This window comes from Nocardioides humi (genome assembly GCF_006494775.1).
GTDB lineage: Bacteria > Actinomycetota > Actinomycetes > Propionibacteriales > Nocardioidaceae > Nocardioides > Nocardioides humi.
Map to the genome: position 1 here is coordinate 6,171,504 of NZ_CP041146.1, position 11,996 is coordinate 6,183,499.

General features: G+C 73.8%; 11 protein-coding genes. 4 read left to right on the plus strand and 7 right to left on the minus strand.

The window, feature by feature from the left end; translation table 11 throughout:
- The first annotated feature begins 22 nt into the window (after positions 1-22).
- Together FIV44_RS29830 and FIV44_RS29835 are read left to right on the plus strand one after the other, a co-directional pair.
- Positions 23-805: a crotonase/enoyl-CoA hydratase family protein gene (locus tag FIV44_RS29830; protein ID WP_141007605.1), complete on the plus strand. Its 783-nt coding sequence runs from the start codon at positions 23-25 to the stop codon at positions 803-805.
- A 34-nt stretch (positions 806-839) separates the two neighbouring features.
- Complete coding sequence (locus FIV44_RS29835) at positions 840-1,538, plus strand: type III secretion system chaperone family protein (protein ID WP_141007606.1); 699 nt, start codon at positions 840-842, stop codon at positions 1,536-1,538.
- 19 nt (positions 1,539-1,557) lie between these two features.
- Here FIV44_RS29835 and FIV44_RS29840 read toward each other — a convergent pair whose 3' ends face one another.
- Genes FIV44_RS29840 through FIV44_RS29865 form a run of 6 tightly spaced genes read right to left on the minus strand, consistent with a single transcriptional unit; the run spans position 1,558 to position 9,027 of the window.
- Positions 1,558-2,139, minus strand: a complete 582-nt coding sequence (locus tag FIV44_RS29840; protein WP_141007607.1) for a cytochrome b/b6 domain-containing protein — start codon at positions 2,137-2,139, stop codon at positions 1,558-1,560.
- Between the two features lie 12 nt (positions 2,140-2,151).
- The gene (locus FIV44_RS29845) at positions 2,152-2,652 is read right to left on the minus strand and encodes a hypothetical protein (RefSeq protein WP_141007608.1); all 501 of its coding nucleotides are present in this window, start codon (positions 2,650-2,652) and stop codon (positions 2,152-2,154) included.
- A 51-nt stretch (positions 2,653-2,703) separates the two neighbouring features.
- Positions 2,704-4,746 carry a serine/threonine-protein kinase gene (locus FIV44_RS29850; RefSeq protein ID WP_141007609.1) on the minus strand — a complete coding sequence of 681 codons (2,043 nt, stop codon included), beginning with the start codon at positions 4,744-4,746 and terminating at the stop codon, positions 2,704-2,706.
- Positions 4,747-4,753: 7 nt separating this feature from the next.
- Positions 4,754-6,925: a serine/threonine-protein kinase gene (locus FIV44_RS29855; protein WP_141007610.1), complete on the minus strand. Its 2,172-nt coding sequence runs from the start codon at positions 6,923-6,925 to the stop codon at positions 4,754-4,756.
- Between the two features lie 56 nt (positions 6,926-6,981).
- Positions 6,982-8,580: a fatty-acid--CoA ligase FadD8 gene (gene fadD8, locus FIV44_RS29860; protein ID WP_141007611.1), complete on the minus strand. Its 1,599-nt coding sequence runs from the start codon at positions 8,578-8,580 to the stop codon at positions 6,982-6,984.
- 57 nt (positions 8,581-8,637) lie between these two features.
- Complete coding sequence (locus FIV44_RS29865) at positions 8,638-9,027, minus strand: hypothetical protein (protein ID WP_141007612.1); 390 nt, start codon at positions 9,025-9,027, stop codon at positions 8,638-8,640.
- A gap of 71 nt (positions 9,028-9,098) precedes the next feature.
- Here FIV44_RS29865 and FIV44_RS29870 point away from each other — a divergent pair, with 71 nt between their 5' ends.
- Entirely contained in the window at positions 9,099-9,788 is a 690-nt protein-coding gene (locus FIV44_RS29870; protein ID WP_141007613.1) for a M24 family metallopeptidase, read from the plus strand.
- 99 nt (positions 9,789-9,887) lie between these two features.
- On the opposite strand, the gene FIV44_RS29875 is transcribed toward FIV44_RS29870, so the two are convergent.
- On the minus strand, positions 9,888-10,931 hold the full coding sequence (locus FIV44_RS29875; RefSeq protein ID WP_141007614.1) for an LLM class F420-dependent oxidoreductase: 1,044 nt from the start codon (positions 10,929-10,931) through the stop codon (positions 9,888-9,890).
- Between the two features lie 80 nt (positions 10,932-11,011).
- On the opposite strand from FIV44_RS29875, the gene FIV44_RS29880 reads away from it, so the two are divergent.
- Positions 11,012-11,962, plus strand: a complete 951-nt coding sequence (locus tag FIV44_RS29880; RefSeq protein WP_141007615.1) for a Zn-ribbon domain-containing OB-fold protein — start codon at positions 11,012-11,014, stop codon at positions 11,960-11,962.
- Positions 11,963-11,996: the final 34 nt, after the last annotated feature.

Here is an 11,996-nt window from a genome sequence, read left to right on the forward strand (position 1 = left end):
CTTTTTCGCTAGCGTTGTTCACATGAGTGATTGCCTCGTCGAGCAGGACGGCCACAAGCTGGTCGTCACCATGAACCGTCCCGAGCGGCGCAACGCGCTGTCCGGCGAGATGCTACGGATCATGGAGGACGCCTGGGACCGGGTGAACGAGGACCCGGAGATCCGGGTCTGCATCCTCACCGGCGCGGGCGGCTACTTCTGCGCGGGCATGGACCTCAAGGCGGCCGACGACAGGCCCCCGTCGGAGAGCTTCGAGTCCGGCGCCTACGACCCCACGACGATCAAGGGCCTGCTCAAGGGCTTCCGGCTGACGAAGCCGCTGATCGCCGCGGTCGAGGGTCCGGCGATCGCCGGCGGCACCGAGATCCTGCAGGGAACCGACATCCGGGTCGCCGGGGAGTCGGCCAAGTTCGGCGTCGCCGAGGCCCGGTGGTCCCTGTACCCGCTGGGCGGCTCGGCGGTCCGCCTCCCCCGCCAGATCCCCTACACCGTCGCGGCCGAGCTGCTGCTGACCGGTCGCACCCTGCTCGCGCCCGAGGCGAAGGAGCTCGGCCTGATCGGGCACGTCGTCCCCGACGGCGAGGCCCTGGCCAAGGCCCACGAGATCGCGGACCGGATCGCCGCCAACGGCCCGCTCGCCGTCCAGGCGATCCTCAAGACGATGCGCGACTCCGAGGGCAGGCACGAGGAGGACTGCTGGGCCGACGACGCGAGGATCGGCGCCGCGGTCTTCTCCTCCGAGGACGCCAAGGAGGGGCCGCGGGCGTTCCTGGAGAAGCGGGCGCCGGAGTTCAAGGGGAGGTAGTTCAAGGCACGCCGATGCCGGGCAGGATGGCGGCATGGCTGTCGTCCCCCTCGCCCTCCTCGGGCTGCTCGGCCTGGTCTTCGCCGCCGTCGTCGTGCTGATCGTCGTCGCGGCGGTCGAGGCCCAGAAGCGCGCCGCCGAGCGCCGGCAGGGGCTGGCGGCGATCGCGCACCAGCGCGAGTGGGAGTACCGCGCGGAGGACCCCGGCCTGGTCGACCGGTTCGCCGGCGGGCCGTTCGGACGCGGACACGGCCGCCGCGCGTCCAACGTCCTCCTCGGCCGGTACGACGGCCGGCCGTTCACCGCCTTCGACTACACCTTCACCACCGGCTCCGGCGACGACCGCCGCCAGCACGCCTACTCCGTGGTCGCGCTGAACCTCGGCGTCCGGGCGCCCGACCTGGCCGTCGGGCCGACGAGCACCCTGCGCCGCTGGGTCGACTCGCTGACCGGCCGGGACATCGAGATCGGCGACCCGGAGTTCGACCACCACTTCACGGTGCACTCGCCGTCGCCGGAGTTCGCGGCCGACGTGCTGCTCTCCGAGGTGCGCGACGTGATGCGCCACCACCCGCAGGTCTCCTGGCGGATCGCCGGCGACTCCCTGCTCGTGATCCGCGCGGGCACGCACACCCCGGCCGAGGTCGACGCGAAGCTGCACATGATGGACGCGCTGCTCGACCGGGTGCCCTCCCCCGTGTGGGACCGGCTGCGCGGGGAGCAGCCGCGCTGACCGCGCCCGGATGGCGCCGCTAGAGCCGCAGCATCCGGGGCAGCAGGCGGTAGCCGAGCACGACCGCCAGGTGCCCCGCGAGCGCGGCGAAGAACCCCACGTGCGCGGCGACGTGCAGCGGCACGAGGTCGTCGGAGCCGATCACCAGGAGCAGCCCGGTCAGCGGCAGCGCGAAGAGCATCGTCAGCAGGGAGACCTCGCTGGCGTGCAGCAGTCGTCTGCCGGCCGGGCCCAGGCGCGGGTCCCAGGGCGGCAGCGGGGTGAGCCGGCGCCAGATCACCCGCGCGAGCGCCACCACGAGCAGCAGGAGGCCGAGCGTGACGTGCGCCGGGCTCGGCCGGTCCTCCGCCGCCTCCTCGAGGCGCTCCTGGCGCTCCTCGCACTCCTCCTCGAGCCGGTCGAGGAGGTCCTCCTCGGCGTCGCTGGTGTCGCCGCCGCTGCGGTCCTCGCCCGGCGGGTCGCAGTCGACGCGCACGACACGGTCGTCGTCGGCCTCCATCGTGTAGCCGACCACGAACTGCGCGGCGAGCAGCAGGACGGTCACCCAGTGCAGTGCCCGGGTGACCGCGCCGTAGCCGTGCTCATCGTTGCGCAGGCGCATGACCGGTCGCGGTCACCGGCCGGTGCGCTTGGCCTTCCAGCGCAACGGGTTGCCGGCGTCGTTGCCGCGCTGGCACCAGCCGACCTCGTAGGACAGGGTGCCCTGCTTGACCTTGCGCTTCTTGGCGACCAGCTTGCCGCCGACCTCGACGCGGTAGTCCGTGCCGTCGAGCGTGCCGGCGTAGACGCTGTGGAACCGGCCGTTCCTCTTGACCTTCATCGTGGGCATGGACTGCGCGATCAGGCGCACGTCGAGCCCGCAGATCACGTTCATGGTGACCAGCCACTTCTTGATCTTGCGGCCGTTCTTGGACACCTCGAAGCCGATCTCCAGCCGGTCGAGCGGGTTCGGCTCCGTCGGCGTCTCGGCGCCGGTGTAGGTGCCGCCCGGCCCCTTCGGCTTCGCCCGCTCGGCGACGACGCTGCCGGCGGCATGGACGGGGGCGGGGGACGACGTGACCAGCAGCGCGACGGCCAGGAACGCCACCGCGACCGCCCGCGAGAGAGGACGCATGACGGGCATCCTAGAGGCTCCCCCGGCAGGCGCCGTCTGCTGGCGGAACCTCTAGTAGCGCGCCACCGCCGCCAGGCCGGCCCGCGCCCAGACCACGACCGGCGCCAGCGAGCACTGCTCGCCGCAGGCCCACGTCGTGGCCGTCGGTGGGCGCTCGAACGCCTGGCCGCTGGAGCGGAGCACGTCCAGGAGCCACCCGTTGTCGGGGTCGGGTCCGCTGATCCGCACCAGGTCGTCGCGCCCGTCGGCGTCGACGTCGACCACCGTCAGCAGGGCGCGCCAGTCCTCGATCAGCCAGATGTCGGCCCCTTCGTAGGCGAGCCAGCGCACCGGCGGCGACCAGCCGTCGTCGGCGTACGTCAGCACGTCGACCCGGACGTCGCGGTCGCGGTACGGAGCGACGTACAGCACCGCCTCGGCCCGGCCGTCGCCGTCGACGTCCGCGACCCGCATGGTCACGTCGTCCAGCGGCCCGGCCTGGAGCAGCGCGGGCGGCGTCGCCGCGAACCGTCCGCCGGCCTCCGCGCGCAGGAGCTCCAGCGATCCCGCGTCCTGGTCCGGCCGGCCCGCGGCGCGCACGACGAGATCGTCGTCGCCGTCGCCGTCGAGGTCGCCCGCCTCGACCGCGACCACGGATCGGGGGCGGTCCGCCTCGAGCCAGAGCGCGGGCGGCCCGTACCCGCCCTCCTCGGCCGGCATCACCCACACGCGCAGCGGCGCCCTCGCGCCGACCAGGGCCAGGTCGTCGTCGCCGTCCCCGTCGACGTCCGCCACGGCGACCGCGAGCCGCCTCGCCGGCAGCGCGGTCCCCTCGAACACCCGGCCGTCGTCGTGACGGGTCACCACCGGCACCGAGCGGCCGCGACCGTCGGCCCGCAGCCGCAGGTCGACGCGCTGCGCCGCTCCCGTCCCGTCGAGGTCGGCCAGCAGCGGCAGTGCGCCCTCGGCCAGGTCGGACGTCGCGGTCGCCGGTCCGCTGAACCCGGTCACGCCGGTGCGCCAGGTGAGGTCCGCGCGCGTCGCCCCCGCGGCCGGCGCGGTGACCGTCAGCTCCGGCCCCTCTGCCGCCGGGGCGCCGGACGAGACGTCCGGCGCGGGCCGGGTCGACTCCCCGGGAGTGGGGCCGCGGTCCCGCAGCAGGTGCACGCCCGTCCCCAGCGCGGCCACCGCGACCACCGCGACCACCGCCGCGGCGATGCCCACCGCCACCCGCGGCACGGTCCGACGGCCCGGAGCGCCACCGGCTCCGTCGGCTCCGTCGGCTCCCTCGGCGATCTCCCGGAGCAGCTCGGCCACCCGGTCGGCACGGGTGGTGCGGTCGGCGGGATGCTTGGCCAGCGTCTGCCGCAGCACCGTGTTGACCTGGCGTACGCCGGCGCCGCGGCCGGGCAGCTGCGGCACCGGCGCCGACCGGTGGGCCAGCGCGACCTCGATCTCGCTGCCGCCGTACGGCGGGGCGCCGCCGGAGAGGCAGGCCCAGAGCAGGCACCCGAGGGCGTACACGTCGCTGGCCGTCGACGGCTCCGCCCCGTCGGCGAGCTCGGGCGCGAGGTAGTCCGCCGTGCCGACGACGGCGCCCGCGACCGTCAGCCGGGCGTCCCGGGTGTGCGCGACGCCGAAGTCGGCGAGCAGCGCATGCGGGCGCGGCGCCTCGGGATCGGCGATCAGCACGTTGCCCGGCTTGACGTCGCGGTGCACGATGCCCGCCGCGTGGGCGGCGGCGAGCGCCCGGGCGACCTGTCCGCAGACCCGCGCGGCCGCGGCCACCGGCATCGGGCCGCGGACGGAGAGCAGGCGTCCGAGGTCGCCGCCGCCGACGTACTGCGTCACGATGTACGGCGCCCCGCCGGCCACTCCGTGGTCGAAGATCCGCACGACGTACGGCGAGTCGAGGGTGCTCAGCGCCCGTGCCTCGCGATCGAAGCGGGCCAGCTGGGCGGGGTCGCCGGCCAGCCGGCCGGACAGGATCTTGATCGCCACGCGGCGGTCCAGGCGCAGGTCGACGCCCCCGTGGACGACGCCCATGCCGCCCATGCCGATCCGCTCGCCCAGCCGGTAGTCGCCGACGACGGAGCCCGGTCCGAGATCGCTCACGCGACGGTCACTGTCCCGACCGGGTGACCGCGACCGGCCCGTAGAGGCTGAAGTAGCCCGCACACCCGGCGCAGACCGCCCACTGGGCCGGCTCCGCGAGGGCGGCTCCGTCGGAGAGCAGCACGTCGACGGGCACGTCCTCGCCCGGCCGCGGCCCGTCCTCCGGGTAGCTCAGGGCGTCGTCGATCACCAGCGCGAACAGCACGTCGTCCCGGCCGTCGCCGTCGACGTCGGAGACCGACAGCAGCGCGGGATCCAGCCCCCATTCGTAGCGCCTGGTGCTCAGCCAGACCTGGCCGTCCCCGAGAGCACCGCTCTCGTCTGCCCCGTGCACCCGGACCTCGACGGCGACGCCCACCTGCTCGTCGTCGTCCGGCGCCTCGACCGCGGCGACGACCTCGTCGTCGCCGTCGCCGTCGAGATCGCCCGCCGTCAGCCGCACCCGGCCGTAGGGCTGGCCGGCCAGGTCGACGAGAGCGCCCGCGGCCAGGCTCGACCCGTCGGAGAGCAGCGGCAGCAGCCGGGGCCGCTCGGACACCGAGCCCTCCCACGACGTGTCCGGGTCGATCAGGACGACGAGGTCGGCGCGGCCGTCGCCCTGCAGGTCGCCCACCGCCATCTCCGGGACGAAGCACGGGACGCCCTCGTGCCAGGACTCGGCGGGAGGCGGCTTCCCCGCGACGTCGCGGACCACCCACAGGGTGCAGGTCTGGGTCGCGGTCCGGCCGGTCTCCAGGTCCAGCGGCGGGGCCTCGTCGGCGTCCTCGGGCTGGATCGCGAAGGCGAGGTCGTCGCGGCCGTCGCCGTCGAAGTCGCCCACGAGGGTCGGCTGCGCGCCGCGGTCGTGCGGCGCCTGCGGCAGCTCCATCGCCACCTTCTCGTCGCGGCCGTCGCCGAAGTCGATCAGCGCGTACGCCGGCTCGTACTCCACCGAGCTCGAGACGAGCGCGGTGTCGAGCCGCCCGTCGCCGTCGAAGTCGCCCGCGACAGCGTCGAGATAGCCCTCCGCGGCCGTCCGCTCCCCCGTGCCGAAGGCCGTGCCCCGCGACCGCCACTGGACACGCTCCTCGCGATCGTCGACCGTCACCGTCGACGCGGCCAGGTCTCCGAGCCCGTCGCCGTCCAGGTCGCCGGTCACCACCTCGCCGGCCCGGCCCCGCTCCTCGGCGCCGCCGGAGGGGCGCTCGTCGCCGCCGCGTACCGCCCACACCGCACCACCCGCGACCAGCGCCACGACGACGCCGGCTCCCACCGCCGCCAGGACGCGCCCGCGCCGGCGACGCATCCGCGGCAGCGCCGGCGGGACGGGCTGCACCGTCGCCCGGGGCTCGAAGCCGGGCAGCGCGGTGAGCGACAGGGCGGCGCGCAGCTCGCCGGCCATCGCCCGCAGGTCGTCGTAGCGCTCCCCGGGATCCTTCGCGAGGGCGCGCCCGAGCACCCGGTTGAGCGCCTCGGCCAGCGCGCCCGTCCCGGCGAGCTGCGGCACCGGCGCCGACACGTGCGCGTAGGCCATCTGCAGGGCGGTGCCGACGTACGGCGTGGCGCCGGTGAGGCACTCCCACAGCACGCAGCCCACCGCGTAGGCGTCGCTGGCCGGCGTGCCGGCCGCCCCCTGGACCCGCTCCGGCGCGAGATAGGCCCAGGTCCCGGCGACGACGCCCGTCGCGGTCAGCTTCGCGGCGGCGGTCTGCGCGATGCCGAAGTCGCAGAGGTGGACGTGCAGGTCGGCGGCGCCCGGGTCGCGCAGCAGGATGTTGCCGGGCTTCACGTCGCGGTGCACCACGCCCGCCGCGTGGGTCGCGGCCAGGCCCTCGGCCACCTGGGCGCAGACCTCCAGCGCCGGTCGCGGGGGCAGCGGGCCGCGGGCGGCGAGCGCGGAGCCGAGGTCGCCGCCGTCGACGTACTGCGTGGCGATGTACGGGAGGCCGTCGCACTCGCCGTAGTCGTAGATCTCGATGACGTGGGCGGACTCGATCCGGGCCAGGGTCGCCGCCTCGCGGGCGAAGCGGGCGAGGAAGGCCTCCTCGCCCGCGATGTGGCCGAGCATCACCTTGAGCGCCGCCGGCCGGTCCAGCCGGGTGTCGGTGGCGGCGTACACGACGCCCATGCCGCCGCGACCCAGCTCGCGCACGAGGCGGTAGCGGCCGATGACGTCGCCAGGACGCGGCACCCGAGTCATGGGTCGCCTCCTACCCCGATGCGGCGCACGGAATCGCCGCCCCGGGGCTGCGGGGCTCAGCCCACGCTGCGCTCCCCCGTCCAGAACCGCGCCCTCAGCGCCTTCTTGTCCGGCTTGCCGAGCGCGGTGAGCGGCAGCGCGTCGACCGCGATCACGTCCTTGGGCGCCTGCACCGAGCCCTTGCGCTCCTTGACCGCGTCCTTGATCTCCGCGACGACGGCGTCGGTGAGCTCGTGCCCCTCGCGCAGGACGACGACCGCGGTCACGGCCTCGCCGAACTTCTCGTGCGGGGTGCCGATGACGCCCACCTGGGCGACGGCGGGGTGCTCGGCGACGACGTCCTCGACCTCGCGCGGGAACACGTTGAACCCGCCGGTGACGATCATGTCCTTGGTGCGGTCGACGATGTACCACAGGCCGTCCTCGTCCTCGCGCGCCACGTCGCCGGTGTGCATCCAGCCGTCGCGGAAGGTCTCCGCGGTGGCCTCCGGCAGCTGCCAGTAGCCGGCCGAGAGCAGCGGCCCGGCGACGCAGATCTCGCCGGGCTCGCCCTGCGGGACCGGGTTGCCGTCCTCGCCGAGCAGCGCCGTGCGGAGGTACGCCGAGGGCCGGCCGCACGACGTCAGCCGGCTCTCCACCGGCCTCCCGTCGGCGTCGACGTGGTCGCCCTTCGGGAAGTAGCTGATCACCATCGGCGCCTCGGACTGCCCGTAGTACTGGGCGAAGACCGGCCCGAACCGCTCGATCGCCTCCTTCAGCCGGACCGGGTTGATCGCCGACGCGCCGTAGTAGACGGTCTCGAGGGAGGACAGGTCGCGGGTGTGCGAGTCCGGGTGGTCCATCAGCGCGTAGAGCATGGTCGGCACGAGCATCAGCGAGTTGATCCGCCTCTCCTCGATGGTCTTGAGGACCTCCGCGGGGTCGAAGCGCGCTGAGACGAACAGCGTGCCGCCCCGGAGGACGACCGGGACGAAGAAGGCCGCGCCGGCGTGCGAGAGCGGGGTGCACATGAGGAACCGGGGCTCCTCGGGCCACTCCCACTCGGCCATCTGGATCTGGGCCATCGTCGAGAACGCCCGGACCGTGCCGACCACGCCCTTGGGCTTGCCGGTCGTGCCGCCGGTGTAGGTGATCGAGGTGATGTGGTCGGGCTCGAGCAGTGCGGCCTGCAGCGGCTGCGGCGCGAAGGTCGCGGCGACCTCGGTGAGGTCGGTGCCGACCTCGGCGAGCTCCGGCGGCACCGGACCGATGGTCAGCACCTGCTTGAGGCCCGGGCACTTGCCGAGCAGCTCGACCGCGCGCCCGGCGAAGTAGGGGTCGATCACGAGCGTGGTGATCCCGGCGTCGTTGATGACGTAGGCGTGGTCGTCGGCCGACCCGAGCGGGTGCAGCGACGTGCGCTGGAAGCCCTGGGTCTGCCCCGCGCCGAGGATGAAGAGCACCTCGGGCCGGTTCAGCGCGAGCAGCGCGCCCGGCGTACCGCGTCCGGCGCCGAGGGACTCGAACGCCTGGATGTACTGCGAGATCCGGTCCGCCGTCTCCTTGCCGGTCAGCGTCACGTCGCCCAGGTGCACGATCGGGCGGTGCGCGTGGCGCTTGAGGGCGGCGACCATGAGGTGGCCGTTGTGGGCGGGGGTGCGGAGCGTGTCGGTCACCCTCGCAGACTAGAACGTGTTCTATTCACGGGCAAGGACCCCGGTCCGCCGAGCGGCTCAGCTCGCGGGGCGCCGCTCGACCGGCGCCACCAGCGGCCGCACCCCGCCGAGCCGGCGGTGGAAGCGGACCTGCTCGGCATGGGCGTCGAGGACCTGCCACAGCGCGCGGTGCGCCGCCCACGGCAGCGGGTCGTCGCCGGAGGCCCAGCGCTCGCCGAAGCTGATCCACACCGGCGTCCAGTCCGCGGCGCAGTCCCACGCGCCGCGCTGCGCCTCGACCAGGCGTCGGCGCACCTGGAAGGCCGTCCGCGGCCCGTCGATGCAGATCGGCGCCGAGCGCACCGGCCACACCCACAGGTCGAGCTCGACCAGCTCCAGCTCGAGGTCGGGCAGCAGGGCAGGGTCGACCAGCACGGTGGCGACGTTCTCGTGCGGCTCGCGCCTCATGCCGAGGACGGTAGCCCGCGCCGCCGACAACGGCCAGAGCCCGCGCCCTCGGCGGGTCGTAGGATCGCGAGGTGTCCCTCGTCGACGCCGACCGGATCGCCGCGCTGCGCGATGCCGAGGCCAAAGCCGCCCACCTGTTCGCCGAGATCGAGGCCCGCGGGCTGGTGGTCGCCGGGAAGACCGAGCGACAGCTCTCGGACGAGGTGCGCGACCTGGCCGGCGAGCTGCTCGGCGTCCGGCGGTTCTGGCACAAGCGGATCGTGCGGGCCGGCGTGAACACGCTCGAGCCCTACCGCTCCAACCCGCCCGACCGGGTCGTGGCCCCGGACGACATCCTCTTCTTCGACTTCGGACCGCTGCTGGAGGAGTGGGAGGCCGACTTCGGCCGGACGTACGTCCTGGGCGACGACCCGCACAAGCACCGGCTGGCCGCCGACCTCCCCCGCATCTGGGAGGCCGGCCGGGCGCACTTCCTGGCCACGCCGGACATCACCGGCGCACAGCTGTTCGATCACGTCCTCGGCCTGATCGCCGAGGCCGGCTGGGGCCACGGCGCCGCGCACGCCGGCCACCTGGTCGGCGAGTTCCCCCACGAGCGGATCAACGGCGACCAGCTCGACTGCTACATCACCACCGACAACGACCAGCCGATGCGCCGCGCCGACGCCGCGGGCCACCCGTGCCACTGGATCCTCGAGATCCACCTGGTCGACCGCGACCGCGGCTTCGGCGGGTTCTTCGAGCAGCTCCTCGACATCTAGGAAGACGCGGCCCCGGCACGGCCTGCTGCGGCCGTCCCGCGCGCAGCGGCGCCGGATCGCGGTCGACCACGCTCGGATGCCGGCGACGACTGCCGGAGCTCAGGCGAGCAGCTCCGCGATCTGCCGGATCTCACCGGCGCTCCGGCACGAGAGCAGCAGCGTGGTCACGCCCGTCTCCTCCCACTGCGCGACCCGCTCCTTCACCTCCACCGGCGTGCCGATGATGTGCATGTCGTCGACGAGCTCGTCGGGGATGAGCGCGGTCGCCTTGTCCTTCTCGCCGGACAGGTAGAGCTCCTGGACCTCGTCGGCCAGCTCGCCGTACCCCATCCGCGTGAAGACCTGGTGGTGGAAGTTCTGCTCCTTGGCGCCCATGCCGCCCATGTAGAGCGAGACGAAGGGCTTCATGGCCTCGATGACCGCCTGCCTCTGCGCCGAGGTCTCCACGATCTGCAGGTGGCAGGTCGCGGCGATCTCGAAGTCGGCGCGGGTACGACGCGCGCCCGGCCGCGCGAAGCCCTCGTCGAGCCACGGCTGGTACATGCCGGCGCTCTTGGGCGTGTAGAAGATCGGGATCCAGCCGTCGGCGATCTCCGCGGTCTGGGCCACGTTCTTGGGGCCCTCGGCGCCCAGCCAGATCGGCAGGTCGACGCGCAGCGGGTGCACGATCGGCTTGAGCGGCTTGCCGAGGCCGACCGCGCCGGGGCCGTCGTACGGCAGCGGGTGGTGCGGGCCGGCGTTGGTCACCGGCGCCTCGCGGGCCAGCACCTGCCGGATGATCGACACGACCTCGCGGGTACGGGCCAGCGGCTTGGCGAAGGGCACGCCGTACCAGCCCTCCACGACCTGGGGACCGCTGACGCCCATGCCGAGGATCACCCGGCCGTTCGTGAGGTGGTCGAGGGTCAGCGCGTGCATGGCGATCGAGGCGGGCGTGCGGCCCGACATCTGGACGATCGAGGTGCCGAGGCGGACCCGCGAGGTCTCCCGGCCCCACCACGCCAGCGGCGTGAACGCGTCGCTCCCCCAGGCCTCCGCGGTGAAGATCGCGTCGAAGCCGGCGTCCTCCGCGGCGGCGACCAGCTCGCCGACGCCCTGCGGCGGTTGTGCGGACCAGTACCCCAGCTGCAAGCCCAGTTTCATGCTCCGCATCATGGCGGATGACGTAGATCCATTTCTAGAACGTGTTTCACTTTCTGGCAGAACATGTTTCACTTTGGCTCATGAGTCGCACCCTCTCGGCACCTGTGACGGTGTCCTTCGACTACACCCGATCGGTCGGCCCCGTGCTCGGCCGCTTCCTCACCGGGCTCCGCGACGGCCGGTTCGTCGGCGCCCTGCTCAGCGACGGTCGCGTCGTCGTACCGCCCCCGGAGTTCGACCCGCTCACCCACCGCGCGACGACCGACTTCGTCGACGTCGCCGAGACCGGCACGGTGACCTCGTGGACGTGGGTCAGCGAGCCGGTCGCCGGGCAGCCGTTCGACCGCCCGTTCGCGTTCGCGCTCGTCACGCTCGACGGCGCCGACGCGCCCCTGCTGCACGCGGTCGACGTGGCGAGCCCCGACGAGATCAGCACCGGCCTGCGGGTCCGGGCCCGCTGGGCCGCCGAGCGCACCGGCGCGATCACCGACGTCGTCTTCGAGCCGGACACCGGTACGGCGAGCGCCCTCGTGCCCCCGGCCACCGAGGGCGACGTCACCGGCATCGTCACGCCGGTCAGCCTCGACTACACCTACGCCGCCTCCCCGGAGGAGTCCGCCTTCTTCCGCGGCCTCGCCGAGGGCCGGATCGTCGGCCAGCGCTGCCCGCAGTGCCGGAAGGTGTACGTGCCGCCGCGGCCGGCCTGCCCGGTCGACGGCGTGCCGACGGTCGAGGAGATCGAGCTGTCCGACACCGGCACCGTGACGACCTTCTGCATCGTCAACGTGCCCTTCCTGGGCCAGAAGATCACGCCGCCCTACGTCTCGGCGTACATCCTGCTCGACGGAGCGGACATCGCGCTGCAGCACCTGATCCTCGACATCCCGGTCGAGGAGATCCGGATGGGCCTGCGGGTCAAGGCGGTCTGGCGGCCCCGCGAGGAGTGGGGCACCACGATCGAGAACATCAGCCACTTCGCGCCGAGCGGCGAGCCGGACGCGGACTTCGACACCTACCGGCACCACCTCTGACGACACTGAATGGCCGAGCGTGTCGCAAGCGCCA

What these genes read in the sequence shown, in the direction of transcription:
- FIV44_RS29830 (WP_141007605.1), top strand. Translation starts at nt 23, where the DNA reads ATGAGTGATTGCCTCGTCGAGCAGGACGGCCACAAGCTGGTCGTCACC.
- FIV44_RS29835 (WP_141007606.1), top strand. Translation starts at nt 840, where the DNA reads ATGGCTGTCGTCCCCCTCGCCCTCCTCGGGCTGCTCGGCCTGGTCTTC.
- FIV44_RS29840 (WP_141007607.1), bottom strand. Translation starts at nt 2,139, where the DNA reads ATGCGCCTGCGCAACGATGAGCACGGCTACGGCGCGGTCACCCGGGCA.
- FIV44_RS29845 (WP_141007608.1), bottom strand. Translation starts at nt 2,652, where the DNA reads ATGCGTCCTCTCTCGCGGGCGGTCGCGGTGGCGTTCCTGGCCGTCGCG.
- FIV44_RS29855 (WP_141007610.1), bottom strand. Translation starts at nt 6,925, where the DNA reads ATGACTCGGGTGCCGCGTCCTGGCGACGTCATCGGCCGCTACCGCCTC.
- FIV44_RS29865 (WP_141007612.1), bottom strand. Translation starts at nt 9,027, where the DNA reads ATGAGGCGCGAGCCGCACGAGAACGTCGCCACCGTGCTGGTCGACCCT.
- FIV44_RS29875 (WP_141007614.1), bottom strand. Translation starts at nt 10,931, where the DNA reads ATGAAACTGGGCTTGCAGCTGGGGTACTGGTCCGCACAACCGCCGCAG.
- FIV44_RS29880 (WP_141007615.1), top strand. Translation starts at nt 11,012, where the DNA reads ATGAGTCGCACCCTCTCGGCACCTGTGACGGTGTCCTTCGACTACACC.